The organism is Methylobacterium sp. E-046 (assembly GCF_022829625.1).
GTDB classification, from domain to species: Bacteria; Pseudomonadota; Alphaproteobacteria; order Rhizobiales; family Beijerinckiaceae; genus Methylobacterium; species Methylobacterium longum.
The window spans coordinates 1-24964 of sequence record NZ_JAKSYP010000159.1 but is presented as its reverse complement, the minus strand read 5'-3'; the positions used below and the strand labels follow the sequence as shown (position 1 = coordinate 24964).

The 24964-nt window shown below is 71.4% G+C and carries 19 protein-coding genes, 1 tRNA gene and 1 rRNA gene; 7 read left to right on the top strand and 14 right to left on the bottom strand.

What is annotated here, in order from left to right; translation table 11 throughout:
• Window positions 1–30: 30 nt before the first annotated feature.
• Complete coding sequence (locus MKK82_RS13475) at window positions 31–297, top strand: hypothetical protein (protein WP_238290458.1); 267 nt, start codon at window positions 31–33, stop codon at window positions 295–297.
• A gap of 20 nt (window positions 298–317) precedes the next feature.
• On the opposite strand, the gene rfbA is transcribed toward MKK82_RS13475, so the two are convergent.
• The 4 genes from rfbA to rfbC all read right to left on the bottom strand — a co-directional run bounded on the left by rfbA (window position 318) and on the right by rfbC (window position 3811).
• The gene (gene rfbA / locus MKK82_RS13470; RefSeq protein ID WP_238290459.1) at window positions 318–1217 is read right to left on the bottom strand and encodes a glucose-1-phosphate thymidylyltransferase RfbA; all 900 of its coding nucleotides are present in this window, start codon (window positions 1215–1217) and stop codon (window positions 318–320) included.
• Window positions 1214–2119 (bottom strand): dTDP-4-dehydrorhamnose reductase, encoded by a 906-nt coding sequence (gene rfbD / locus MKK82_RS13465; RefSeq protein WP_238290460.1) that lies wholly within the window; start codon window positions 2117–2119, stop codon window positions 1214–1216. Before rfbD ends, rfbA begins: the two co-directional genes overlap by 4 nt.
• Window positions 2119–3168, bottom strand: coding sequence for a dTDP-glucose 4,6-dehydratase (gene rfbB, locus MKK82_RS13460; protein ID WP_238290461.1), 1050 nt, complete (start codon window positions 3166–3168; stop codon window positions 2119–2121). Before rfbB ends, rfbD begins: the two co-directional genes overlap by 1 nt.
• 91 nt (window positions 3169–3259) lie before the next feature.
• A complete protein-coding gene (gene rfbC / locus MKK82_RS13455; protein ID WP_238290463.1) occupies window positions 3260–3811 on the bottom strand; it encodes a dTDP-4-dehydrorhamnose 3,5-epimerase in 552 nt (183 codons plus the stop codon).
• Between the two features lie 176 nt (window positions 3812–3987).
• On the opposite strand from rfbC, the gene MKK82_RS13450 reads away from it, so the two are divergent.
• A complete protein-coding gene (locus MKK82_RS13450) occupies window positions 3988–4899 on the top strand; it encodes a DUF6925 family protein (RefSeq protein WP_238290464.1) in 912 nt (303 codons plus the stop codon).
• Window positions 4900–4908: 9 nt separating this feature from the next.
• Here MKK82_RS13450 and MKK82_RS13445 read toward each other — a convergent pair whose 3' ends face one another.
• The 5 genes from MKK82_RS13445 to queE all read right to left on the bottom strand — a co-directional run bounded on the left by MKK82_RS13445 (window position 4909) and on the right by queE (window position 12552).
• On the bottom strand, window positions 4909–8436 hold the full coding sequence (locus tag MKK82_RS13445) for a tubulin-like doman-containing protein (protein WP_243986040.1): 3528 nt from the start codon (window positions 8434–8436) through the stop codon (window positions 4909–4911).
• Window positions 8437–8440: 4 nt separating this feature from the next.
• Entirely contained in the window at window positions 8441–8905 is a 465-nt protein-coding gene (locus MKK82_RS13440; protein ID WP_238290466.1) for a hypothetical protein, read from the bottom strand.
• A complete protein-coding gene (locus MKK82_RS13435) occupies window positions 8902–10428 on the bottom strand; it encodes a hypothetical protein (protein ID WP_238290467.1) in 1527 nt (508 codons plus the stop codon). The genes MKK82_RS13440 and MKK82_RS13435 overlap by 4 nt, the downstream gene beginning before the upstream one ends.
• Complete coding sequence (locus MKK82_RS13430; protein WP_243986038.1) at window positions 10425–11657, bottom strand: hypothetical protein; 1233 nt, start codon at window positions 11655–11657, stop codon at window positions 10425–10427. Before MKK82_RS13430 ends, MKK82_RS13435 begins: the two co-directional genes overlap by 4 nt.
• Before the next feature lie 262 nt (window positions 11658–11919).
• Complete coding sequence (queE, locus tag MKK82_RS13425; RefSeq protein WP_238290469.1) at window positions 11920–12552, bottom strand: 7-carboxy-7-deazaguanine synthase; 633 nt, start codon at window positions 12550–12552, stop codon at window positions 11920–11922.
• A 256-nt stretch (window positions 12553–12808) separates the two neighbouring features.
• Between queE and MKK82_RS13420 the strand changes: the two genes are divergently transcribed.
• From MKK82_RS13420 to nth, 4 genes are all read left to right on the top strand, one after another.
• Window positions 12809–14335 carry a D-alanyl-D-alanine carboxypeptidase family protein gene (locus MKK82_RS13420; RefSeq protein ID WP_238290470.1) on the top strand — a complete coding sequence of 509 codons (1527 nt, stop codon included), beginning with the start codon at window positions 12809–12811 and terminating at the stop codon, window positions 14333–14335.
• Window positions 14336–14396: 61 nt separating this feature from the next.
• Window positions 14397–15491: a CobW family GTP-binding protein gene (locus MKK82_RS13415; protein WP_238290471.1), complete on the top strand. Its 1095-nt coding sequence runs from the start codon at window positions 14397–14399 to the stop codon at window positions 15489–15491.
• Window positions 15492–15597: 106 nt separating this feature from the next.
• Window positions 15598–16500, top strand: a complete 903-nt coding sequence (locus MKK82_RS13410; protein WP_238290472.1) for a hypothetical protein — start codon at window positions 15598–15600, stop codon at window positions 16498–16500.
• 123 nt (window positions 16501–16623) lie between these two features.
• Window positions 16624–17277, top strand: a complete 654-nt coding sequence (gene nth, locus MKK82_RS13405) for an endonuclease III domain-containing protein (protein WP_238290474.1) — start codon at window positions 16624–16626, stop codon at window positions 17275–17277.
• 6 nt (window positions 17278–17283) lie between these two features.
• Here the strand turns inward: nth and MKK82_RS13400 are convergent, their stop codons facing one another.
• The 3 genes from MKK82_RS13400 to MKK82_RS13390 all read right to left on the bottom strand — a co-directional run bounded on the left by MKK82_RS13400 (window position 17284) and on the right by MKK82_RS13390 (window position 24036).
• Window positions 17284–17601, bottom strand: a complete 318-nt coding sequence (locus tag MKK82_RS13400; protein WP_238290475.1) for an HPr family phosphocarrier protein — start codon at window positions 17599–17601, stop codon at window positions 17284–17286.
• 174 nt (window positions 17602–17775) lie between these two features.
• Window positions 17776–22071, bottom strand: coding sequence for a translocation/assembly module TamB domain-containing protein (locus tag MKK82_RS13395; RefSeq protein ID WP_409566800.1), 4296 nt, complete (start codon window positions 22069–22071; stop codon window positions 17776–17778).
• Between the two features lie 54 nt (window positions 22072–22125).
• Window positions 22126–24036, bottom strand: coding sequence for an autotransporter assembly complex protein TamA (locus tag MKK82_RS13390; RefSeq protein WP_243986036.1), 1911 nt, complete (start codon window positions 24034–24036; stop codon window positions 22126–22128).
• 362 nt (window positions 24037–24398) lie between these two features.
• On the opposite strand from MKK82_RS13390, the gene MKK82_RS13385 reads away from it, so the two are divergent.
• Entirely contained in the window at window positions 24399–24572 is a 174-nt protein-coding gene (locus MKK82_RS13385) for a hypothetical protein (RefSeq protein ID WP_238290477.1), read from the top strand.
• A gap of 104 nt (window positions 24573–24676) precedes the next feature.
• Here MKK82_RS13385 and MKK82_RS13380 read toward each other — a convergent pair.
• Window positions 24677–24753 (bottom strand) — tRNA-Met (locus MKK82_RS13380).
• 107 nt (window positions 24754–24860) lie between these two features.
• Window positions 24861–24964: ribosomal RNA gene (rrf, locus tag MKK82_RS13375) — 5S ribosomal RNA — on the bottom strand; the annotation flags it as partial.

Genomic DNA, 24964 nt, shown 5'->3' with positions numbered 1-24964 from the left:
CGTTATGGCCCGACACGGAGTTCCGGACCGATGAAACGCCAAGCCTCGACCCTCTGCCTCTCGCTTCTTCTGCCCGTTTTGGCGACCGGCGCCGCCCTGGCGCAGGCCCAGACCGGCACCGGTGGCGGCCCCACCTCGACGGCGACCGCCCCGAACGCCTCGTCGGTCGGGCGCGTCATGCCGCCGAGCCGCGGTGCCGGCGCCGCCACCCCGGACGACCGCCGCGACCGCACGCCGCGGGAGGCGCAGAACGACAAGGTCATGCGCGGGATCTGCGTCGGCTGCAGCCCGAAGTAGCCGGCCCGCGTCGAGCCGCGTTACTTGCCGCGACGCAGGCGCAGATCGTCCTCGCTCTCACGGGAGAGTCGCAGGAGGTTCTGACCGTAGGCCGTCTTGGCGAACATCTCGCCGCGGGCCACGAGCTGGTCGCGGTTGATGAAGCCCTGGAGGTAGGCGATCTCCTCCAGGCAGGCCACCTGCAATCCCTGACGGTGCTGGAGCGTGCGGACGAACTCGCTCGCCTCCAGCAGGCTGTCGTGGGTTCCGGTATCGAGCCACGCGTAGCCGCGCGACATCCGCTCGACGTGGAGCTGTCCGCGCTGCAGGTAGGCCTCGTTGACGCTGGTGATCTCCAGCTCGCCGCGGGCCGAGGGCGTCACGTCGGCGGCGATGTCGAGCACCTGATTGTCGTAGAAGTAGAGGCCGGTCACCGCCCAGGTGGATTCCGGATTCTGCGGCTTCTCCACGATCTTGGTCGGGCGCCCGGACTTGTCGAGGTTGACCACGCCGTAGGCCTGTGGGTTGTCGACATGGTAGGCGAAGACCGTGGCGCCCTGCCGGCGCGCGGCGGCGCGTTCCAGCAGTTCGCCCATGCCGGCGCCGAAGAATAGGTTGTCGCCGAGGATCAGCGCGACGTCGTCCTCGCCGACGAAGTCGCGCCCGATCACGAAGGCCTGCGCGAGGCCCTCCGGGCGCGGCTGCAGCGCGTAGGAGAACTTGAGCCCGAACTGCTCACCGGTGCCGAACAGGCGCTTGTAGTTGTCGAGGTGCTCCGGCGACGAGATGATCAGGATCTCGCGGATGCCGGCCAGCATCAGCACCGAGACCGGGTAGTAGATCATCGGCTTGTCGTAGACCGGCAGGAGCTGCTTGTTGATCGACAGCGTGGCCGGGTGCAGGCGCGTGCCGGATCCGCCGGCCAGAACGATGCCCTTCATGGCTTGGAAACTCCCTCTGACACCGGCCCGACGAGCCGGTCCAGGATATCGTCGAGCGCCGCCTGCCAGGGGCGCGGCGCGAGGCCGTAGGCGGCCGTGAGGCTGTCGGTGGACAGGCGCGAATTCGCCGGCCGCCGGGCCGGTGTCGGATAGGCGGAGGTGGGGATACCGTTGACCGGTACCGGGCGGCCCCCGCGCCGGGCCGAGCCCGCCACGATCGCTTCGGCGAAGCCGCACCACGTGGTGGCGCCCGCGTTCACGCAGTGGAACGTACCGGTGGGCGCGTCGGCGTCCGTGGCCAGGCGCCGCGCGATCGTCGCCAAGGCAGCGGCGAGGTCGGCGGCGGAGGTCGGGCAGCCGTACTGGTCGTCGACGACCGTGAGGGCGTCGCGTTCGGCCGAGAGTCGCAGCATCGTCTTGACGAAGTTGCCGCGGTGCGGGCTCACGACCCAGGCCGTCCGGACGATCGCGTGCCGCGGATTGCCCGTGCGCACCGCGAGCTCGCCGGCCGCCTTGCTGGCCCCGTAGACGCTCTGCGGGTCGATCGGGTCGTCGGGTGCGTAGGCGCCGTCCGGCTTCGAGCCGGCGAAAACGTAATCGGTCGACACGTGTACCAGCGGGATCGACGTCTCCGCGGTGGCGGCCGCCAGGATCGCCGGAGCCAGCGCGTTGAGGCGCCACGCCGCGACCACGTCGGCCTCGGCCTTGTCGACGGCGGTGTAGGCCGCCGTGTTGATCACGACCCGGTAGTCCCGGGCCGCAAGCTCCGCCGCGACGGCCCGCGCGTCGGTGATGTCGAGCTCCGCGCGGCCCGGCGCGTGCACGGACACGCCCGCCGGCCACGCGAGGGCCCGCAGCTCGGTTCCGACCTGCCCCGCACCGCCGAGGACGAGGACGTCCATCAGGCGTTCAGCCCCAGGCGCTCGCCCTTGTAGCGGCCCTCGCGGATCGGGCGCCACCAGCTCTCGTTTTCGAGGTACCAAGCGACGGTCTCTTCCAGCGCCTGCTCGAAGGTCTTCTGCGGCCGCCAGCCGAGTTCGGTCTCGGCCTTGGAGCAGTCGATGGCGTAGCGCCGGTCGTGGCCCGGACGGTCGGCCACGAAGCTGATCAGCTGCTCGTGCGGGGCGTTCTGCGGACGCAGCCGGTCGAAGGCCGCGCAGAGCGCCTTCACCACGGCGAGGTTGTTGCGCACTGCGCGGCCGCCGAGCAGGTAGGTCTCGCCGATCCGGCCGCGCTCCAGCACGGCAACGAGGCCCTTGGCGTGATCCTCCACGTGGATCCAGTCGCGCTCGTTCAGGCCGTCGCCGTAGACGGGCAGTTTCTTCCCCTCCAGGGCATTGAGGATCATCAGCGGGATCAGCTTCTCGGGGAAGTGACGCGGCCCGTAATTGTTCGAGCAGTTGGTCACCAGCACCGGCAGGCCGTAGGTCTCGTGCCAGGCGCGGGCGAGGTGGTCGGAGGCCGCCTTCGAGGCCGAGTAGGGCGAGCGCGGATCGTAGCGGCTCTCCTCGGTGAAGAACGCGTCCGGCGGCAGCGAGCCGTAGACCTCGTCGGTGGAGACGTGGAGGAACCGGAAGCTCTTCTTGTCCTCCTCCGACAGGGCTTCGTAATAGCCCCGCGCCCCATCCAGCATGGTCTGCGTGCCGATGACGTTGGTGCGCACGAAGGCGCCCGGATCGGTGATCGAGCGGTCGACGTGGCTCTCGGCGGCCAAGTGCATCACCGCCTGAGGCTGGAAGTCGGCATAGGCCTTCTGCACGGCGGCGCGGTCGCAGATATCGGCCTCGACGAGGCGATGGCGCGGGTTGTCGGAGAGCGACGCCAGGGAGACGGGATTGGCCGCGTAGGTCATCGCGTCGAGGGTGCAGACTTCGTGGCCGAGATCGTTGACGAGGTGCAGCACCAGCGCCGAGCCGATGAAGCCGCAGCCTCCGGTCACCAGGATGCGCATGGCGATGTACCTCTTCGGACAGGTCTGAAACGGGATGGCCGGGCAGCGTAAGACCGGCCGGCGTGACGAAATTGCGGCCGGGCCGCGCGGTTCAGAAGACTGGCCCGAGGTCGGCGAGGCGCGGCGCGCGGCGATCCTTGTCGGACAGGATCGCGGCCTCGCTCGACACCGGCCATTGGATCCCGATCTCGGGATCGTTCCAGAGCAGCGCGCGGTCGTGCTCCGGGCTGTAGTAGGAGTCGACCTTGTAGGCGACCATGACGTTGGGCGTCAGGGTGCAGAAGCCGTGGGCGAAGCCGTGCGGAACGTAGAGTTGCTCGCCCGTCTCGGCGTCGAGGGTCGCCGTCACGTGCCGGCCGTAGGTCGGGGAGCCGCTGCGGAGGTCGACCGCGACGTCCAAGATCGCGCCCTGGAGGACCCGGATCAGCTTGGCCTGGGCCTGGGGGGCGATCTGGAAGTGGAGGCCGCGGATCGTGCCCTGCGGCGCGGAGAAGGACTGATTGTCCTGAACGAAGGTGGTCCTGATCCCGGCCCGCTCCATCGCGTCGATGCGGAACGTCTCGGAGAACCATCCGCGCGCGTCGCCGAAGCGCTTCGGCACGATGCGCTTCACGTCCGGGATCTCAGTCTCGATGACGTTCATGCCAGCGCCTCTCCCGCAGATCCTGTCGCGAGGCCCTTCGAACGTGTCCGCGCCGGTCGCGCGGAGCCGTGCACCCGCCGCGCCGAATGCAACCTCGTTGATCGACCCGCGACTTCCGGTCATTCGCCGGCCGTGTCAAGGCGTGCCGGTTGCGGTGGCGCTCTCGCGGGGGGCTAATGGCGGACGGGGCGACGCGGTCCGTGGAGGCGCTCCTGCGCGCGCAACTCGCCGAGCCCGCGTGTATCTGGAGCCTGGGCGGCTACGGAACCGCCGCGACCTTCGCCCGAGACCCTGGAGAGCCGGTTCGAAATCCGGGCCCCGACGAGATGGGGCTCGTGACGGCCCGCGGCGCGATCGTGCTCGCTGCGCCGCCGGATCTCCGACCCTTCGCCTACGAGACCGGCTTCGCGGATGGCTGGAGCCAAGCCGTGGCGCTCTGCTTGCCCGCGGCTGCCTGCGCGATGGGCCGGCGGCGCGTTTTGACGGAACTGGGCCCCGACGCGACGGCCGCTCGGCCCCAGGACCGTGCGACGCCCCTGTTCGATCTCGGGCTCGGCCTCGAAGCCGCGGATGCCTGCGTGCGGACCGCGGACCCGCTCTGGATCGAACGCCTCCGAGCCGGGCTCGGCCGTTCGATCCTGCTCCCGGATCATCCGGCCGGACACGTGCTCGCCGAGACGAGGCTGCATCACGTCTTCGTCACGCGCCTGGGGCGGATCGAGGTCTACCCGTGGAGGGCGGCCGATGGCACCTCGGGCCCCGGGCCGCGCAGTCACATCCTGCCGAAACTCCTGGCGCTCCGGCGGACGCACGCGGCGACCGCACCGATCCCCGGGGAACTGGTCCCGTGCGGCGGCTTCCAGCCGGCGCACCCGCTGAGGGACGGATCGGGCCGGCCGATCCCGTTCGATGCGGCGCGCCACGGGGCCTTCGGGCACCTCCTCGATGCCTGGGGCGATCCGGCGCTGGTGGCCTTGCGGCGTACGGTGCTCGCCGGACAGGAACCCGACCCCTCCCGGGCCCGGGGACGTTTCGCGCGCTCGGCGATCCGGGCTGCGCGCGCGCAGCGCGCGGCGATGCGTGCCTGATTGCCGCCCTCACCGATCACAGGGCGGCGGAGGTGCGAGCAGCGGCGCCAGGTCGGGGTGCGCGGCGGCCGGCATCCAGGCCCCCCCCGGCGGGTGGATCTGCGTGGCCGCCGTCAGGGTCCCGGACCGCGCCATGGCGGCGAGCTCGGAGAGGGACCAGGGGCCCTCGACGGCGTCGCGATAGACGTAGAACCGCGCCATGGCCCTCGCCGGCGGCGCGGGCTCGGTCAGGCGGAGCAACCGGTCGCTTGTGAAGGCGCCCGGCTCGACGGAGCGCTTGTCCGCGGCACGGAAGGCCGGCGGATCGCCCGGATCGCGGTTGGCCTCCTCGGGCGGAAGGTCGCCGAGGCTGCCCGGGATCGGTTGGGTCCAGTCCGCGATCCGGGCGAGAAGCGCGTCGTGGAGCGCGTCCGCATCGCCCGGAAGGCGGCCCGCCTCCGGTGCCGCGCGCCGCCAGCGCTGCGCCAGCGTGTGGGCAACCGCGTGACCGACGCCGCCGACCCGCACCTCGGCATCGAAATTCACCGCCTCCCGCCGGGGCGCATAGGCGCGGTTGGCGGTCCACCTGAACAGGGCGGCGAGCGCCAGAATCTGGACGGCCGAGAGGCTCGCTTCGACCTCGGTCAGTCGCGCCGCGATGATGGCGGCCTGAGCCCGGTCGAAGTGTCGGCGCCGAAGCGTACGTTCGGAGCCGACGCTGCGCCAGTCGCCCGGCTCGAATTCGAAGCGCCAGAGTCCCGTGTCCGGCGACCGCACCAGCAGGTTGAGACAGACGGCGCGCAGGAACAGCGACAGGGTCTCGCGCAGCGCCTCCGTCTCCTCCGCGGTCGGTGCGACGGGGTCGGGGAAGCGCAGATAATCCTTGTGGTTGTGCAGCGGGATCGCGTCCAGGCGATCCAGTTCCAGCGCGTAGGCGCTGCGCCAGTCCCGCCGGAGTGGACCGAGCACGTCCAGGGGCACGCCAGACAACTCGCAGTAGCAGACGATGCGGCCGCGCTGGCTGGATTCCAGCACGCTGATCGCCCCGGCGCCGAGCATCGGCGGCAGGCTCGCCCGCAGGATCGCGCCGAACTCGGCCTCGAAGGCGTGCGCGCCCTCGATGGCGAGGATCGTCTTGAACTGGTCCCCGCTGGGGCTGAAGGCGTCGAACTGCACTTGGATCCACGGCATGCAGCGCAACAGCATCAATCCGAGGATGTCCCGCTGCCGCTCGGCCGGCAGGGCGCGCAGGGCATCGAGGGCGGAGGGAATGCGCGCGCGGTGGGGGCCGAGCCGGCGGCGGGCCATGGCGCGCACGGCATCGAGCAGCTCCCCGCGGCCCTCCTCCGACCGCAGCAATGCGAAGATGGCGCGGGAACCGCCATAGGCCTGGAACGCCTCCCGCGCCCAGGCGAGGCGGTCCATCGGCGGCGCCGCGAGGCCCTGTGGGGCGCCCGAGGGCAGAACGAGAAACGTGCCGCCGGAGGGGCGGTCGATCGCGTCGCGGATCTCGGCGATGTCGAGCCGCAGCGCGCGCATCAACGCGCCGACATCCGCGCGGCCCTGGTTCAGCACCCCCAGGAGACCGTCGTGTCGGGCGAGTCCGGTCTCCGGATCGCGCCCGATGCGGCTGCCGAGTCGCGTCGAGACCCGGCGCAGCAACTCGGCGGCCTCGCGAGCGGCCAGTGCGCGGATCCGCAGCACGCAGGAGCCGCGAAGATCGTCCCGGGCCTGCTCCAGGTAGCGCTCGGCATCGCGGCGGTGCGAGAAGATCAGGCCCGGCCGGACTTGCTCCAGGCGGCTGAGCGAGGCGGAGAAATGTTCGGCCAGCATCTCGTCCGCCAACCGCGCGTAGGTATCGGCGGCGGTGGTCAGGCGGGCGAGCGCCCCGCCGTCGGCCTCAATCAGGTCGTTCACGCCCTCGATCAGGGCGCGCGCATAGTCGAGGCCGCCGCGCTCCTGATCGTCGAGGACGCGGTACAGCGCTGCCAGCAGGGTGCCGTCCCGATCAGCGAGCCAAGCCGCCTCGAGCTTCACCCGCGCGTCCAGCACCTCCGCGCCGCGGGGACCGTACAGGGTGCCCGAGCCTGTCCGGCCGAGGATGTCGTCCCGCAGGCGCTCGGCCGCCTTGCGCAGGTTGGGCGCCCAATCGCGCGGGACCGCGAGTTCGTGGCGGATCGCATCGACCGCGTCGTCGGCGGCGAGCGCCACCGCCTCCTGGATCGAGGTTCCGTCCGGACGCCGCAGGATCTGATCGATCAGATCGAACTCCGCGATGCCCGGCGGCGCCGGACGGAGCACCTTCGGAAAGGTCTCGAAGACCGAGAAGCGGAGCGCGAGGCGATCGGCGGCGAAGCGGTCGCGCTCCTCGATGGTGGGGATCCGCCGCTCGGGCAGGCCCCGGGCGACGCCGAAGAAGGTCCCCACCATGTCGAGCCCGACCTGGGCGGCGGCCGCCTCGACTTCCAGGCTGCCCTGCGTGGCGAGCACCGCCTGGCCGAGGGCGGAATAGCTGAGGGCGTAGAGGGCCGCGTGGTTCGCCCGAAGGGGGCTGGGAGGCGCCCATTTGCGCATCTTGTGCTGGGTCTGGTTCACCGCGACGGAGCGCTTGCGCCCCGAGAATTCGGAGTTGCCGAAATCCTCGAACAGGACGTCGGCCATCATGTCGTAGAGGTCGCTCACCGCGTTGGTCCGCTGGTCGGCGAGGTTCTGGCTGTCGAACAGGTACACGTCGCTGAAGGGCCGCTCGACGCCGGGCGCGACCCGCTCGTGATCGCCCCAGCGCTCCACGTAGGGTGGCTGCGGGGTGCCGCGCATTGCGTATTCGAGCTCGGAAAGGGTCGCGACGCCGTTGGCGAAGACCCGATCCCGGTTGGCGCCGACATAGCCCGAGGGCAGGACGAGGAAGAGGTCGACGGCGTCGGGACGCTTGGGGGTCTCGAGGGACGAGATCGCGTAGCCGGCGTCGATCACCGTGCCTGAACCGGTGCCGCCGGCCACCGAGGCGACCACGACGAAGCGCAGCTCGGTGGCGGTGTCGATGCCCAGCGCGCGCAGCTGCGCCTCGTTCGACATGTTGGCGAGCACGAGGCCGGCCTTCGCGGCCAAGCGGTCGGTCAGGTTGCGAACCTCGTCGAAGAACAGCAGGCGGGCGATGGCACGGATCTGTCCGGCGCCCTTGGAAGCGTCGATCCGCGAGAGATCGCGGGCGGGCAGCCACGCGTCGATGTGCGGGTAGCTCCGCCTCTCGGCTTGGTAGCGGGCGAGGTTGACGGCCTTCTGCAGGGTCTCGCCCTCGCGGAAAGCCACCTTGGCGGAGAGCGGATCGGTGGCGGGGCGGTGCGATTCGCGCGCCTCCAGGGTGTCGGTGTCGAAATACAGGAAGGCGGCCGCCGGGAACTGGTCGAGGGCGCCGATCCGGTTCCCGTTCCAATCGGCCTGGAGGATGCGGCGGCGCAGGCGCAGCAGAACCTCCATGCCCGTGCCGCCGAGCGCCACGAAGACGGTCGGCCGAACCTTCAGTTGCCGCTCGATGCCGGCCTTGCGCGCATCGTCCATCGGTTCAGCGCCTGCGTTCGGAGGCGCGCAGGAACAGCGCCAGAGCGGTGGCGAACAGGATCACGCAGAGCGAGAAGCCCGCGGTCAGTCCCGCCCAGGCCTGCCAGAGACGTCCCACCGTAGCGCCCACCACGATCGAGGCCGTCAGCATCAGGGCGGCGAACAGCACCCAGCTCGCGCCGTCCGCGGCGTCGAGGGTCGCGCGACGGTTGATTAGGTGGACCCGGACACCGTGCCGGACGACCAGGAAGACGAGCCCGAACATCAGGAGGGCGGAAGCTCCCAGAAGGATCTCCGGTGTGGTCGGAGCGCGCTCCAGCCTCGCGAACGGGCTCGCGGCCGCGGCCGGCGGCGCCGGGGCCACCCGCGGGGTTGCGCCCTGCGGCGGCGGTATCGTGAAGTCGCGCCCGCCCGGCCCCTGGATCCGGATGGCTGGCGGATATCCGGCGTCGCCGTGGAGCCCGATCATGCTCCGGGTCCGGCATCCGCGATCCGGGTCGCGCTTGGCTCGCCCCGGAGGCTCGCCCGCACCCGCCAGCGGCTGCCATCGGGTGCGCAGAGGACCGCGGCGCGATACGGCCTGAGGATGACGCGCTTCGTCGACGAACCGAGCGTCACCGTGTAGAGCTTGGCACGTCGAAGCCTTGCGGCGCAGAGGCCCGCCGCCCCGACAAGGGCGCCGGCACCAAACGCGGTCGCGGCGAGCGGCCAGGGTGAGAATGCCGCCTCGATCCGGACAGGCAGACTGACAGCCGCCTCGGCCACGCCGCGATAGTCGCGAAACAGGCCGGGTAGGCGTTCCTCCAGGGCATCCGCGGCGGCCGGCTCCGGGGACTGATCCGCGCTGAAAAGGTCGCTCCCGAAGATTGGACGCACACGCTCGAGGAACGCTGGATCGAGGGTGAGGCGCAGGTTGGTCAGGCGGAGGGTGAGGATGCCGTCAATCGCCTGGCCAGCCGACAGCAGCCCGGCCAGACCGGGCGGGCGCGGCATCGGGGGCAGCGTCAGGGTCACCGCGAGGGGCGCACTCTCAGCCTGCGGTGCGAGGTCGACCACCGTGTCCGGCAGAACCGCCGCGCGCGCCAACTCGGTCGCGGAACGATCCGCGCTCCAATTCAAGGCGAGCGTGGCCGAGGCGATGCGCTGCGGGTAGAATCCGTTGGTCAGATGCCCGATGAAGCGCAGCACCGTTCCGCCGGCGGCGTCGGCTCCACGCACCACCAAGATGCCGTCCTCCAGCCCGGCCTCCAGGCCGCCGCTGTCGACACGATCGATGCTCAGGGCCAGGGCGCCGGCCCTGATGGGCTTGAGGGTCACCGGCGGGTGATGGAACAGGGCACGCAGGGCCGGAGTGGCCAGCACGGTCGCGAGCGCCCGCCCGCCGGATGGGCCGTAGCCGATCCCGTAGACGACGAAGCCCGCTTCCGAGAAATTCCGCCCCCTCAGGGGCATCCGGACCGGATAGGCGATGATCCGCGCGACGGCCGGCGCGGCGCGCAGGGTCGCGTAGAAGGCGGCGGTGTTGCGCTCAACTTCGGCGCTGTTGCCGGGCGCGTTCTTGTTGTTCGTGATCATCCAGATCACGCCGTCGCCGCCGTGCAGGCCGGCGCGGATCCCGCCGAGCAGCGCGCCGTTGAAGTCGGCATCGGCATAGGCCTGTCCGCCGGCCTTGCGCGGCAGGTCGATGGCCGTCACGGCGGCCCGAACGCGGTCCGCTCGGTAGGGACCCTCGTACAGCATACGCGGGGAAGGACGTCCTGGGACCTGACCGTCCTGATCGAAGGCTGCAACCGCCACCACATCGGTCTGCGTTCCGGCGGCCGCTATCAGGGCCTCGACGAGGGGCCGGAACTGTGAGCCCTTCGCGGTCAGGAAGGGCTCCATCCAGCCGGAATCCTGGATCAGGAAGAGCTGACGCACCGGAGACTCCGCTCGGGCCGGTTCGCCCGTCAGCACGAGGAGCGCCAGGAGCGTCTGCAGCCAAGTCTTCATGCCGAGCGCAGCCGCAGGGTGTGGCAACGGCCACTTGATCGGCTCCACAGGTAGAGCGCCCCATCGTGCAGGAGCGCTCCCGGGTCGCCGATGGCGCAGACGTCGAGGCTGACCGGCAGGCGACGCAGTCCCGCCCCGTGCGCGTGGTGGAGAAGATGGCCCGTCACGGGGCCGGGTTGGAGAGCGCCCCGTATGAAGCCACCCTGCTGGCCCTCCAGCCGGAGGGCCAGCAGGACGGTGTCCCGTGGCATCGCCAGCACCGGGACCAGGAGGCTCCCCGCGTGGCCGCCGAGGTTCAGGCTCTCGGCTGGCGCCTGCCAGGGCGCCGCGAACCGGGCGTCGCCCCAGTAGGTGACGGTCCCTGCGGTGAGATGGGGGCCGTCGAGACGCTGGAGCGTCGCATCGCGCGACAGCGCGGCGACGTGGTAGCGGCTGTCCGCCGAGCCGAGCTGATGGGGCACGTCGGCCCGGTCGCGCCACGGGGCCTGATTGAGGATCGGACTGAACCCATCCGGCCAAGAATCGAAACGGATGCCGTCGTCACCGGCGTCGCACGTGACGAATCCGCCCGATCCCGTCCAGATCGCGTCGCCGAGGCGGTTCACCCACGGGCCGGAGAATCGGCCGCCCGGGGCGCGTCGGCCGGTCTCGAACAGGTCGAGCCCGTCCGAGCCGGCCGTGCCGCGGCACCGGACCAGCCAGCCGTCGCGCTCGGCCCAGGCGAGCAGGTCGGCCCCGCGCCAGCAGGGCGCGGAGAGGAAGCGCAGGCCCGGCATCCGCGCCGCGCCGTGAGCCAGGCCCGGGCCGAATTGCGGCAGCGTCAGCGAAACCAGCGCGGTGGCGGTCGTGTAGGCCACGCCCTCCGGGCCGACGGCGAGGGCCGGTCCCGTCGCGGAGACCGGAAGCCGTCCGAGAGCCGAGAAGCCGCGGCCGGTCCAGGCTTCCAGCGCGCCGAGATTGTCGTGAAGCAGGTAGAGGCCGGCGGGGCGTCCGGCGCGGAACAGCAGCGGTCTCCCGCTGGGGAGCGGCACCTCGACGGCGCTGCCGCCGTCGATGTCGAGCAGGGCGGGATCGGGCCGTGGCACGGGCGGACCCAGCGCCTCGCCGGTCGATGGTGCATGCGCGAATGCGACCGGGAACGGTTCGGCACGCGAGTCCCGCCGGATGCCGAGGAGCGCGATCCGGGCATCATCCGCGCCGATGCGCTGGCCGGCGACGTCGGTTGCCACGGTTCGGCCGTCCCGGAGGTGCCAGTTCTGCCGGCCTCGGAGATTGGTGAACCGGGGATCAGGATCGATCGGCCAGACGCCGTCGGCTCCGGATGCGCTACTGTCGCAATCGAAGCGGGCGTTGTTCCAACGGGTCTCCGGAGATCCATCCAAGATCAAGGGCGCCGATCCGTAGCTGAAGTGCCGCCGCGATCGTCACCTATTTCCTGCGTGTTGGGAAGGGCTCACGCGCCTGATCGTCCCGCATCTTGCCGTGATCTTGTCAGGGGATGCCGATCATCTTGTGCGTCTGCAGGGATAGGCGCCAGCGTGCATCGCGCCGGCAATAGGCGATCGCCGCCTGCGTGCTCGCGGTCTGGCCCGGCCCGTCCATCGGCTGAAGGAAGCGGTGCCTGAAGGGCAGGTCGACGAATTCCGCGGGATCGGCGTCCGCCTGTGGATAGACCAGCTTGAGCTCGTCGCCGGTGACAAGGGAGAGGGCGTTGCGGCCCTTTGGGCTCACGCAGATCCAGTCGATGCCGGGCGGCGCCGGCAGGGTGCCGTTCGTCTCGATGGCGATCTCGAAGCCTTCCGCGTGGACGGCCTCGATCAGGGGCACGTCGAGCTGGAGCAGCGGCTCGCCGCCCGTAAACACCACGTAGCGGTTGTCCGGTCCGCCGGCCCAGGCCGCCGCGATGGCGCCCGCGAGGGCGGCCGCGTCGGCAAAGCGTCCGCCGCCCTCACCGTCCATGCCCACGAAATCCGTGTCGCAGAATCGGCAGGCCGCCGCCGCGCGGTCGGCTTCACGCCCCGACCAAAGGTTGCATCCGGCAAAGCGGCAGAACACGGCCGCGCGTCCCGCCTGCGCGCCCTCGCCCTGCAGGGTGTGGAAGATCTCCTTGACCGCGTAAGCCACTGCCGTCCCAATCATCGTCGCCGCGACGCCTGGCCAGCACATAGGCTGTGCGCAGCCGGTGGACCACCGACAGTCGCGCGGCGCAGACCCCCCCTGGGGTCTCGCCTTGCTCTTGCCACGGTAGGCCCGTTCATGCCGTGATGCTGCTCGGCGACCGAAACCGGCCGTCCGGGTTGTGCCTCGTGCCGGCCGGCCGGCCGGAAGACCGGCGCCTCGCGGTGCCGACCCTGGCGATCCTCTGACGAGTCGGGCTCGAATGTCCTCTTCTCTCTACCGGCGCCTCACCGTCGGGCTTGCGGCGCTGACGGGCCTCTTCGGAACGAGCCTCGTGGGTCTCGGCGCGGCGCAGGCGGTCACGGTGCCGATCCTCGTCGCCGACGTCGATTCGGGCAAGGTGATCTACTCGCAGGCGCCGACGGATCCCTGGTATCCGGCCTCCATCACCAAGCTGATGACCACCTATGTCGCCCTCGACCTCGTGCGGCAGGGCAAGGTGTCGCTCGACTCGATGATCACGGTCTCGGCCGCCGCCGCCGCGGAGCCGCCGTCGAAGATGGGGTTCAAGCCGGGGACGCAGCTGACCCTCGACAACGCCCTCAAGATCATCATGGTCAAGTCGGCCAACGACATCGCCTTCGCGATCGGCGAGAATCTGGGCGGCTCGGTCGATAACTTCGCCGCGATGATGAACGAGACCGCCGTGCGGATCGGCATGCGCGACAGCCACTGGTACAATCCCAACGGCCTGCCCGATCCGCGCCAATGGACCTCGGCCCGCGACATGGCGGTGCTGGCCCGGGCCCTGCTCCGCGACTTCCCGGATTCCCACGACCTGTTCTCGATCTCGGCGATCCAGTTCGGCCGCGCCGTGATGGCGAACCACAACGGCCTTCTCGGGCGCTATCCGGGTACGGACGGCATGAAGACCGGCTTCATCTGCTCGGGCGGCTTCAACGTGGTGGCGACCGCCACGCGCAACGGCCGGCGCATCGTCACCATCGTGATGGGGCAGCCGAGCCCGCGGGAGCGCGACGTGAAGGCCGCCGACCTGTTCGATTACGCCTTCACCCAGAGCGCCGGCTGGACCAGCCCGACCCTCGATGCCCTGCCGGCCTCTGCCATCCCCGCGCCTCCGGACATGCGGCCCTTCGTGTGCGGCGGCAAGAAGCCCCCGGCCATCGAGGACGGCCCCGGTGCGCTGAGCGCCCCCGGCTCCGCGGCGCAACTCGTCGGCGGTGCCGCAGCGAACTCGCCGGCCCTGGCGCTCGCGGCCTTCTCCAACCCGGCCCTGCGGGCCCGGAGCCTGCCGCCCCGGGCGCCGCTCCAGCCCGTCGCGGTCTGGGTCGGACGCAATCCCGCCGAGAGTCAGCAGATCCTCGACGCTCAGGAGGCCGAGCAGAAGGCCGCCGTCGCCAACACCCGCGCCGCGAAGCTCGAAGCCGCCAAGGTGAAGCGCGCGGCGGCGCTGGAGGCGGCCAAGCAGGCCCGCGCGGAGCGCTTGGAGCGCGCGCAGGCGGCGCAGGCGGCCAAGCCGGCCCCGAAGGTCGCGGCCAAGCCGGGTCATCCTCTCCCCCGGACGGCGAGCGCCTACACGGCGGTCGAGACCCCGACGATGCCGGAGGCCAAGCCCGGCAGGGGATTGGTCAAGCCGGCGCCGAAGGCCGCCGCCCACAAGGCCGCCGCCCACAAGGCCGCCCCCGCCGAGGCCGCCACTGCCAAGGCCGCCACCGCCAAGGCCGCGGCGAAGAAGCCGGCGGCCAAGAAGGCTGCCGCCGGGGAGTAGGATCGATGTCGGACGTCCCGGGCCGTTGCCGCAGGCGTCCGACGACCCCACGTCGACGTTCATGTCACAGATGACCGCGCCCGAGCCGGATCCACGCCGTCCTGAACCGATCCCGCTCACGGTGCTCACCGGATTCCTCGGCGCTGGGAAAACCACGCTCCTGAACCGGCTGCTGCGCGATCCGGCGCTCGCCGACACGGTGGTGATCGTCAACGAGTTCGGCGCCATCGGCCTCGACCATCTGCTGATCGAGACCGTCGACGAGGACATGATCCTGCTCGGCGCCGGCTGCCTGTGCTGCACGGTGCGGGGCGACCTGATCGCCACCCTCGAGGATCTTCTCCGCAAGCGCGACAACGGCCGGATCCGGCCGTTCCGCCGCGTGGTGATCGAGACCACCGGTCTCGCCGACCCGGCGCCGATCCTGCACGCCCTGATCTACCATCCCTATCTCGTGCTGCGCTTCCGGCTGCAGGCGGTGGTGACCGTCGTCGACGCGATCACGGGCGGTGACACCCTCGACGCCCATCCGGAGGCCCTGCGCCAGGCGGCGATCGCCGACCGCATCGTCCTGACCAAAACCGACATGGCCCTCGATGCCTCGGCGATCCGAGCCCGCCTCGCCGCCCTCAATCCGGCAGCGCCGGTCGTCCTGCCGGAAACCCCCGCCGACACCCTGCTGGGTGGGCTGTTCGGTCTCGACGGCAAGGGCGCCGACGTGCGGGCCTGGCTCGGCGACGAGGCGCTGGCGCAGGCCCAGGGCGATGACGCCGACGTGAACCGGCACGACGCGTCGATCGAGGCCCTCTGCCTGACCAGCGAGGCCCCAGTGCCCCGCGCCGCCTTCGAGATGTTCATGGACCTGCTGCGCTCCGGCCACGGGCCGAAGCTGCTCCGGCTCAAGGGTATCGTGGCGCTGGCCGATGATCCGGGCCGCCCCCTGGTGGTGCATGGGGTCCAGCACGTCTTCCACGCCCCGCTCACCCTGCCCGCGTGGCCCGACCCCGACCACACCTCGCGTCTCGTCCTGATCCTGCGGGACCTCGATCCGGCCTTCGTGCGCAGGCTCTGGGACGCCTTCCTGGGTCGCCCCCGCGTCGATGCGCCGGATGCCGCCGCGCTCACCGACAATCCCCTGGCGATCCCGGGTCCCTGAACCCGCGACCCGACGGCATCGTCCTTGAACCTGTCCGCTCGAACAGCGCTTCGGGCGCGTCGGACCGTCCCGAAATGGGACGGATCGTCGAGGGGCAGGACACGCGATGGTGCGACGCTTCACCGTGATACAGGGCGGGCTCACCGGATTGCCATCCGAAGCGCGCGGATCGCACGCCGAAACCGTCGATCCCGAGGCGGTTCTGGTGGCGGCCAACGACTCGGCCGATCCGGCATCCACTTGGCGGATCGACCTGCGGTCGCCAATGACGGTTGACGCGGCGTCCGTCTCCGCGTGGCGGGCCATGCTGGTCCGGAACGCCGTGCGGGATCCGCTCCGCGATCCCGACCACCTGCTGCCCCTCGCCCAGCATCGACCCGCCGGGCGCCGGGTCGCCGTGGCCCTCGCCTGGAGCCAGGATGCGGTGACCGGCCGGGAGGCGCTGCGCGGCGTGGTGCCCCTGGCGATGCCCCATCCGATCTGGGGTGGCCGCGCGCGTCCCTGGCAGCCCGCGGAGGCTTTGGATACCGCCCTCGTCGACAACGACGCCGCGAGTGCCGTCGATCGCGCGCTGCGCGTTCGCCTCGCGGCTCTGCGCCGCCCGATCCGGCTCGTCGGGGCCATCGAGCCCGTGCGGGCGACGGCGCCCTTCCGTCTCAGCTTGGCGGCGAACCGCCCGTCGCGGCCGCGCTCGATCCCGGCCGGGAACCTCCTGGGCACCCGTCCGCATGGATGGGAGCCGCCTGCCTCCGAGATGCTGGCGGTGACCGAGCCGGACGCCGTCCGCGATGCCGTGGAGACCTTCCTGACCCTCGACGCCCGGACGGCACGGCGGCCGATCATCGCCGACCCGGCGGAAGCGTCCCTGGTGCGCGTGGTAAGCCGCCTCTTCGGCCGACGCGGCGCGCTGCGGGTCGAGTTACTGCGCCGGGCCGGCGCCATCGTCGCCGGAACGCTCCATATCGGAACCGGCGGCGCGTCCGTGGCGTGGCGACGGGTACAATCCTGAGCGGTCAATCCGCCGCGCGGGTCCGAACCTGTCGGCCATGGAGCGTGGCCCTAGCTCCGGTGCATGGCGCGCGACACCGTCCACGGTCTCCGCCCGGCCTCGCGTCGGACGCGGGCGGCGAAGATGGCCCCGACACCGGGAACCGGCAATGCCGGCCGCGTCGCGGCCGTGCTCACGCGGCTGGCCGAGATCGATCCGGATCCGAAGGCCGGCTTCAACAGGACCGATCCGTATCGGCTGCTGGTGACGGTGTTGCTCTCGGCACAATCGACCGGACCGACCGTCTCCCGCATCGCGGACGCTCTCTTTGCTGCAGTCGAGGATCCGGCCGGGATGCTGAGTTTGGGTGAGGCGCGCATCACCGACCTCATCCGGCCGGTCGGGCTCGGCCCGTCGAAGGCCCGCAACATCGTCAAGCTGTCGGCGGCCCTGCTCTCCGAGTTCGGCGGCACCGTCCCGCGCAGCGCGGCGGAGATGCGCCGCCTGCCGGGCATCGGCCGCAAGAGCGCCGAGGTCACGGCGAACTTCGCGTTCCATGAGCCCGTGATCGCCGTCGATACCCACGTGTTCCGGGTCTCGAACCGGATCCCGCTGGCGCCCGGCGCCACGGTCGACAGCGTCGCCGACGGTCTCGCCGGACTGGTGCCGGACCGCTTCAAGGACGGCGCGCATGTCTGGCTGTTCCGCCACGGACGCGACACCTGCACGGCGCGGAAGCCGGCCTGTCCCCGCTGCCCGGTCGTCGATCTCTGCACGTGGTCCGGAAAGGACCTGTGAACGGCGCTATTCGTCTTCGCCGAACCGGTTGGCGAGCAACGCCTCGATCGCGTCCAGACATTCCGCGGCATCCTCGCCCACGGCGGTGACGGCGATGCGGGTGCCCATGGCGGCGCCGAGCGTCAGAAGCCCCATGATGGAGCGGCCGCCCACGGTCTCGCCGGCCCGCGTCACCGCGACCGCGGCGTGGTAGCGCTCCACCGTCTGGACGAACTTGGCCGAGGCCCTGGCGTGCAGGCCACGCCGGTTGATGATCGGCAACATGCGCAGCAGGCCGCCTTCGGGCACCGGCGGATCGTCGTCCGTCTCGAAAAGTTCGTCCATCGGGCGGCGTGGTTTTCGTGATTGGCGAGGAGCGGACGCGGTCCCGCTTCAGGCGGAAGACGCAGATTTAGCAGAGATGCACCGGCTTGCCAGGATTCCTTCCTGACAACCGTGTCGTCGCTGCCCGAATGCGTCGATCCGGGGCCGCGCGATCGCCACGGAACCTCCGCCCGCCTACCATTCGTATTCCGCACCGACGCCGAGGCTGGTCCTCCCGTCGCTGCCGGCCTCGCCCTTCAGCTTGATCCGCCGGGTCACGTCGAAATCGACCCCGACCGCCGTGTCGGCCGGCTTGGCCCCGGCCTTCACGCCGACGCTGACGCGATCCGAGATGTAGCGCGAGGCGCCCAGCGCCGGGCCGCCGCTGGCACCGGTCGAGACGTCCAGGCTGTCGAGGCCGAGACCCTTGCGCGCCTGCTCGAACACGTCCGGTCCTGCCGCGCCGCCCGAGAGCTGCGCCACTGCCTGGGCAAGTTGCAGGGCCTGGAACGGCGAGAGGCCGCCCGCCGCCTTCTTGAACAGCAAGCGCGACAGGATCTCGTCCTGCGGTAGAACCGGATCGGAGGTCAGCGCGAATTGCGGCATGTCCGCCGGCCCGGTCACGGCAACGCGGGCGGTCACGTCGCCGGCCTTGGTCTCCGCGGCGAAGTCGAGTTCCGGTGCGGTCAGGCTCCCCGCGAAAGTCAGCTTGCCGCGGCTGAAATCGAGGCGCTGGCCGACGAGTTCGAGCCGCCCGCGGCGCATCGCGAAGGCGCCGACGGCATTCGGTGCCGCGGAGGTCCCGGTGACGCGCAGTGCACCGCCGAGCTCGGCATCGATGCCGCGCCCGCGCACGAAGATGCGGCTCGGCGCGCTCACGGCGACGTCGAGCGTGGCGTCGAACGGGACCGCCGGCTTCCTGGGCCGCCGCCCGACTTGAGCCGCTTTCGGGCCCGCGCGCTGTACCAGTCGTACCCGCACATCGGGCGGCGTGTTGACGTGGCGCACGCCTGGAAGCGGGCGGATCGTGGCCGGCAATCGGTCTGGAACGGCGACGTCGATCGACACCACGTCGACCCGACCGGTGATCCTGGGCGTCCGCACCAGCGGGCCGGCCAGGGTGATGTCCGCACTCGAGACCGCCGTCATCAGCGGGCTGGAGACCAGTTCCGCCCGGTCGGCGGTGACGTGGAAGCTCCCGGGGAAATCCGGTGCCAGAGCCACATGTCCGGTGACCGCCAGACGGCCGCCGTTGCGAGCCGCGGCGGTCAGGCGTTCGATCACGACGGTGTCGCCCCGGCCGCTCACCCGGCCCTCGATGCCGGTCAGGCGGATGCCATTGAGCGGATCCGTGAAGCTCCCGCCGGTCAGCACGGCGAAGCCCTGTGCCCGGGGCGCTGCGAGCGTGCCGGCGACGCCGCCGTCGATGGCGACGCGACCGGCGACGCTCTGGCCGCCGACGCTCAGCAGGGAGTTGGCGAGTGATGCGTCGAGGGTGCCCCGGGCACGCAGGTCGAGGGGTCCGCCCGGCTCGACCGGCAGCGTGCCCGCGACTGTCAGAGCGACGCCCCGCCCGGCCGAGACCCGCCCGTCCAGGCTGGCCTCTCCCCCGGACAGCGTGCCCTTTGCGCTGGCGTCCACCGGCGGCAGGCCGGCCTGCCGGGTCTGCGGCGCCACGAGCTTGTTGACGGTGAGCGCGTAGCGCCCGCTCGGCCGTTCGGCCGGCCCGCGCAAGTCCGCCTCCCCATCGATGGTCCCCGACAGCGCGAGGTCCGGCGCGGCGATCCTCACCAGGGACAGGGGCAACGCGCGGATCCCGACCCGGAGGTCGAGGTCGCGCCCCGCCAGCCCGTCCACGGTGATCCGTCCGGCGCCGGCCGCGATCACGAATCCGTCGATCACCGCGCCCCCGTCGCGCAGGGTGACGGTCGCCGGGCCGCTCAAGGCGAAGCGCTCGCCGCCCCGGGCGGCCGACAGGCGCTGGACCTCGACGCGGATCTGGTCGGCCGGGACGACCCGGACCGCACCGTCGAGGCCGAAACCGCGGGCCTTGGCGGTCAGCGTCACGTCGCTGCCGGCGGGGCTGCCCGCGGCGGCGAGCCGAACCGCGTCGACCTGCTGGCCGGCGGCGATGAGCCGGTCGGCCTCCAGGCGTCCGTCCAGAACCGGGTGGGCACGGAGGTCGCGGCCCCTCAGGTTGGCGTCGAGGCGGGACAGCGCGGAGGTGCCGTAGCGCAGGTCGGACCCGGTCGCCCGGATCGCGGCATCCTGGCGCCCGCCGTCGCGGGTGAGCACCACGGTGGCGTCGAGATGTCCCGCCACGGGTTCGGGCGTCAGCGGCGCGATATCCTCCAGGTTGCTGGCGCGCACGGACAAGGAGCCGGCGGAGAGCCAGGTCTCGGCCGCCACCGCGGCGTTCCCCGCCACCGCGACGGAACCCAGATTCAGGTCGAGCCGGTCGAGCACCCAGTCGGCGGCTGTGCGCGCGATATGGGCGCCGCCTGTCAGCGCCTTGCCGGCCACGGTCCCGGAGAGGCGCAGGCTTCCGTCCGGGGCGAGGAGCGCATCCTTGAGGGCGGCCTCGACACGCAGGTCGCGGATCGGCTTGCCGTCCGCCGTGGCAGTGGGCGCCGACAGCGTCGCCGTCAGATCGGGGTGTTCCAGGGAGCCGGTGAGCCGGGCGTCGATCCCAGCGCGGCCGGTCAGGCGGCCATCGAGATCCGAGAGGCTCCTGAGATCCAGGCGACCCGCGACGTCGGCGACGGCCGAGGTTGCCTCGCCTTGGAGGGTCGCGGTGAGGCCAGCGCCCTCCAGACGAAGATGGTCGAAGCCGTAGCCGTCGTAAGATTGCGAGACGCGTCCTTGAAGAGTGGGCGCGCGGCCCAAGGCGCGGTCCGCCGCGGCCAGTCCGGTGACGAGCCCGGCGGTCGACACGGTGAGATCGGCCGCCAGCGCCTTGCGCGCGGGATCGCCGCTGAGGCGCGCCTTGACCTCCACGCGACCGGCCAGGCCGCGCCCGGCAAGTCCCGAGAATACCGCGAGGTCTGGCAGGGCTGCATCCACCGAGCCGGTCAGTGTGTTCTGGCCGACGCGGCCGGCGTAGCTCGCCCGCGCCGTCTCGGATTCCAGCCGCAGGGTGGCGACGTCGATCACGCCGTCCGGCCCGGAGGCCGCCCGGACGGTGAGCTGTGCTCGGCTCCCGAGGGACCGGCGCAGGGCGGGATCGGCCAGTCGCAGACCCTCGACCTTGCCATCCGCCACGATGGCGAAGCGCTGCGCCGCCGCTTCACCCTGCGGCTCCACGCCGAGGCGCGCCTCGATGTGATCCAACGCCGAGTCCCGGCTGCGCAGGTCGGCCGCGTCGAGGCTGCCGCGTATCGTCGGCGCCGTCAGCGGCCCCTTCAGGCTGCCGTCGAACACGAGCCGGCCGATCTCGGCCTCGCCCGCGCGCGTCACCGCGCCCTCGGTGGGCAGGGCGCGGGCCTGAAGCGTCAGATCGGCGATCCGATCCTTGGTCAGGCTGCCGCCCGCCGCGAGGCGCGCCGTGCGGGAGGTCAGTTCCAGGCGGTCAATCCGGAAGGCGCCGCTATCCGCGAAGGCCAGCCCGCCCTCGAGCTTGGTCGTGCCGGCGAAGACGGATGCCGCCGGGCCCGGTGCCAAGCCCTCGATGCGCGCCGCGAGGTCCAGGGCGAGGCGCCGCTCGGCGCCGATGCGGGAGATCTTCGCGCCACCCTTTGCCCCGATGTCCGGCCCGGCGGTGAAGTCGAGCTTGGCATTCCAGGCATCAAGGGTGCCCGCGCCGTCGAGGTCGAAGTCGATGGGCGGAGTGCCCGGGAGATTGGCCGCCTTCGAGAGCAGCCCGCCCGCAGGCTCGATCAGGTTGGCCTTCAGTTCCAGGCGGTCGCCCGTCGGCACGTAGAGGAGCGAGAGCAGGAAGCGCCCGGCGGCATCAAGGCGCTGCGCCCGCGCCTGCAGGTCGAGCCCCTCGCTGGCCGCGCCGAGCCGCGCCCGACCCTCGGCCGAGAGGCGCGCGGTCTGCCCGGCGACCGGCTCGCTGAGGACGAGTTCGGCCAGCTTGAAGCCCTTGACCTCGACCTTCACGGGCAAGTCCGGCAGCAACTTCCCGTCGGGCTTGGCCTCCGGCGGCGTGGGACCCGGGATCGGCCGGCGCAGCACCTCGATCCGCCCGACCTCCAGGCTGTCCACCTCCAGTCGTCCCGACAGAAGGGCGAGCCGGCGCCAGACGATGCGGGCCCGGTCGAGCTTCAGCCAGACGCCGTCGCGGTCGCTCACGGCGACGTCGCGGATCGTGGCATCGGAGGACAGGGCCCCGTCGACCGCGCCGATCGCCACGCGGGACGAGGGCGTGGACAGCGCGCGCGACAGGAGTCCGCCTAAGACGGACTTGTCGCCTTCGTCGGCGCGGGTCGGTACGGCGCCGGCCGGCATCAGAACCGCCAGGCCGATCAGCACCAGCGCACGCAGCCACATCTCCCGAAGGGAAGAGCGGCGCCGCGATCCGGTCCGCCCGCGAGAAACGACCATTCAGAACGCCTGTCCCAGGCTGAGATAGAGGACCGCCGGACGCACGTGGCCGCCCTTGTACGGGTCGAGCGGAAAGGCGAGATCCGCGCGGATCGGACCGATCCCGGTGTAGTAGCGCAGGCCGATGCCCACCGATTTCCGGATCTTCTCTTCGAAATCCGGCACCGCGGAGGCGAAGGCGGTCCCGGCGTCGAAGAACGGCACGACGCCGATCGTGTCGGTGACCTTGATGCGGGCCTCGAGGGAGGCCTCCAGAAGGCTGCGGCCGCCGATCGGCAGGTTGAAGGGGCCGATGGGCCCGAGCGTCCGGTACGGATAGCCGCGCACCGATCCGCCGCCGCCGGCGAAGAACCGGAAATTGTCCGGGATGTCCCCGAGGGGCGCACCCGAGACTGAGCCGAAGCCGATCCGGCCCGCGAGGATGTACCGGGATTCGTCATCCAGCGCGTAGTAGGTCGAGCCCTGCGCCTTGGCGACCACGATCCCCGGCGATGAGATGGCCCCGGGGTAGACGGCCAACGACGCGATCGCCCGTACGCCGCGGGTCGGATCCAACAGGCTGTCGGTGGAATCGTAGGTCACCGAAGCCGGCGTCCCGATCAGCCGGTACTTGACGGTGCCGAGCGCGTCCTTCGAGCGACCGACCTGGGCGTCGAGGCCGATCTGCGCCGAGAACGTATCGGAGAACCGGTGCCGGATCGCCGCCGAGGCCCCACCGCCATCCACGAGATAGCTCTGCTGCACCTCGCGGGTGACGAAGACGTTGGCCAGGAGGTCGTTCCGGCTGCCCCACAGGGCCGGCTGGACGTAGGTCGCCGACAGGCGTCCGCCGAGCCCGTTTGTTCCGATTCCGGCGATCCTGCGCTGGGTCGCGAATGGATCGTTGCCGAGGCCGAGATAGTAGAGGTCGGCGTCGATCCGGAAGGTCTCGCCGCCCCCGAACAGGTTGCGGTTGGCGTAGTAGGCCCGCACTCCGGGACCGTCGACCGTGGAGTAGCGCGCCGACACGCCCACGAGATTGCGCTCGCGTTCGCTGACTTCGACGAAGAGCGGCAGGTTGCCGTCGGCATCCAGCGCCGTGCCCTCACGAACCCGCACGCCCCCGATGCCCTCGATCCGCGCCACGGACCGGCGGATCGCGGCTACCGCCTGAGGCGCATACGGATCGCCCGGCTCCGCATAGATGAAGGATCGGATCGTCGCAGGATCGATCCCCGGGGCGCCGCTCACCGCGACGGCGCCGAGACCGGCGGCAGGCCCGGGCTCGATCGTGAAGGTCACGTCCATGACGTGCGCGGCATCGTCGACAACCGGATCCCGGGCGACGGCCTTCGCGAACGGATGACCCCGACTCCTGAACTGGTCGACGATCTGGGCTTCGCGCGCCAGCACCGTGGCCGAGCGGGCCGGCACGTCCTCGTCGACGCGGGTGATGCGCACGGGCAGAACGGCATCGGAGAAGGGTCGGCCCGCCGGGTCACGGACGACGATCCGGCGCAAGTGATAGAGCGGGCCGAGATCGACGGCGATCCGGGTCGGGACGAGGCCGCGATCGCGCCAAGCCTCGGCGGCACGGACGGCGCTCGCGGCCGGGCCCGTCGCCGGGACGCCATCGATCCGGATCGCGATCGTTCCCTGGTAGTAGCCGAAGCCCGACAAGACATCGGCGAGCTTGACGCGGTCGGCCTCGGCGCGGCGCAGCAAGCCGTCCCCGTCCGGGGGCGGTTCCTGCCGCAGGCGATAGAGGGTCGACGTGTCCTGCAATGCCCGGAGGACATCGGAATCTTCGGTGCCGGTGATCCGCACCGTGTAGGGCAGCGCCGTCGGACTCGGGGCCGGCGGCTCCGGCTCGTTGCCGAACAGGTTGAACAGATCGAAGGCGCGAGCCGGGCCCGGGACGGTGACCAGCATCGGGCATGACGCGGCGCCGGCCAGGATCACTCGCGACACAGCACGGCGCACGCCGACGATGTGGGTTCGGCTCACTGAGACGGAGACGCGCAAACCGCGGTCGTCAGTCCCGTTCGAGGGCGGAAGCACCGCCCGTCCCAATCAGCATCGCACGTTCCCCCCTACGCTACCCGACATAGCGTGCCCCGCCCCTTCTTAAGGCCTGGTCTCCGCGAGGCCAACACTGCGGTGCCCGTCGCCTCGATTTGCCGCTGGAGCACCGCCGCATTTCATGGTCCGGGTCGCGACGCGACCGTCGGCCGGGCCGGGACCGGCATTTCGGGCGCGTCTAAGGGAATCCGCGGCGCTTGGTGACGGAGCGCGTGACTGTCGAGATCACGCTCGGCGACATCGCCACGTGCGTCGATGGACCGCCGGACGTCAGCGCGTCCAAGATGCCGGGCCCCGCGCGGGTGGCCACCTTGAACAAACTCGTTCGCCAGCCGCTGTGCGAGGCGCGACGTTCCTCATCGACCCTGGATCTCCAGGGACGTTGAATGGGGGGCGGCGCAAGTACCGCCCTGCCCTGCCCTGCAGGCTGGGACGGTGCGCACGAAAAAAGCCGGCCCGCGGGAAGCGGACCGGCTTTGTCGAAGATCGTTGGTTGCGGGGACAGGATTTGAACCTGTGACCTTCAGGTTATGAGCCTGACGAGCTACCGGGCTGCTCCACCCCGCGCCAAGTTTGTGCGGCTGGTCCCGGGTGGGCGCGGGCTGGGGTGCAGCGGGCGCGGTATCCGGGGGCCGGATCGGTGTTCGTGAGGAGGGAGGGGTTGCGATGGGCGGGTCTGGCGGCGACCGACTCTCCCGTGTCTTGAGACACAGTACCATGGGCGCTGGCGTGTTTAACGGCCGAGTTCGAGATGGGATCGGGTTCTGGGCACGCCGCT

Bases quoted from the DNA above. Each gene is read 5' to 3' on its own strand.
- rfbD (WP_238290460.1), bottom strand. From the start codon at position 2,119: ATGGACGTCCTCGTCCTCGGCGGTGCGGGGCAGGTCGGAACCGAGCTG.
- MKK82_RS13420 (WP_238290470.1), top strand. From the start codon at position 12,809: ATGTCCTCTTCTCTCTACCGGCGCCTCACCGTCGGGCTTGCGGCGCTG.
- nth (WP_238290474.1), top strand. From the start codon at position 16,624: ATGGCCCCGACACCGGGAACCGGCAATGCCGGCCGCGTCGCGGCCGTG.
- rfbC (WP_238290463.1), bottom strand. From the start codon at position 3,811: ATGAACGTCATCGAGACTGAGATCCCGGACGTGAAGCGCATCGTGCCG.
- MKK82_RS13435 (WP_238290467.1), bottom strand. From the start codon at position 10,428: ATGAAGACTTGGCTGCAGACGCTCCTGGCGCTCCTCGTGCTGACGGGC.
- rfbB (WP_238290461.1), bottom strand. From the start codon at position 3,168: ATGCGCATCCTGGTGACCGGAGGCTGCGGCTTCATCGGCTCGGCGCTG.
- MKK82_RS13410 (WP_238290472.1), top strand. From the start codon at position 15,598: ATGGTGCGACGCTTCACCGTGATACAGGGCGGGCTCACCGGATTGCCA.
- MKK82_RS13390 (WP_243986036.1), bottom strand. From the start codon at position 24,036: ATGCTGGTCACCGTCCCGGGCCCGGCTCGCGCCTTCGATCTGTTCAAC.
- MKK82_RS13395 (WP_409566800.1), bottom strand. From the start codon at position 22,071: ATGTGGCTGCGTGCGCTGGTGCTGATCGGCCTGGCGGTTCTGATGCCG.
- MKK82_RS13440 (WP_238290466.1), bottom strand. From the start codon at position 8,905: ATGATCGGGCTCCACGGCGACGCCGGATATCCGCCAGCCATCCGGATC.
- MKK82_RS13450 (WP_238290464.1), top strand. From the start codon at position 3,988: ATGGCGGACGGGGCGACGCGGTCCGTGGAGGCGCTCCTGCGCGCGCAA.
- MKK82_RS13400 (WP_238290475.1), bottom strand. From the start codon at position 17,601: ATGGACGAACTTTTCGAGACGGACGACGATCCGCCGGTGCCCGAAGGC.
- rfbA (WP_238290459.1), bottom strand. From the start codon at position 1,217: ATGAAGGGCATCGTTCTGGCCGGCGGATCCGGCACGCGCCTGCACCCG.
- MKK82_RS13475 (WP_238290458.1), top strand. From the start codon at position 31: ATGAAACGCCAAGCCTCGACCCTCTGCCTCTCGCTTCTTCTGCCCGTT.
- MKK82_RS13415 (WP_238290471.1), top strand. From the start codon at position 14,397: ATGTCACAGATGACCGCGCCCGAGCCGGATCCACGCCGTCCTGAACCG.
- MKK82_RS13445 (WP_243986040.1), bottom strand. From the start codon at position 8,436: ATGGACGATGCGCGCAAGGCCGGCATCGAGCGGCAACTGAAGGTTCGG.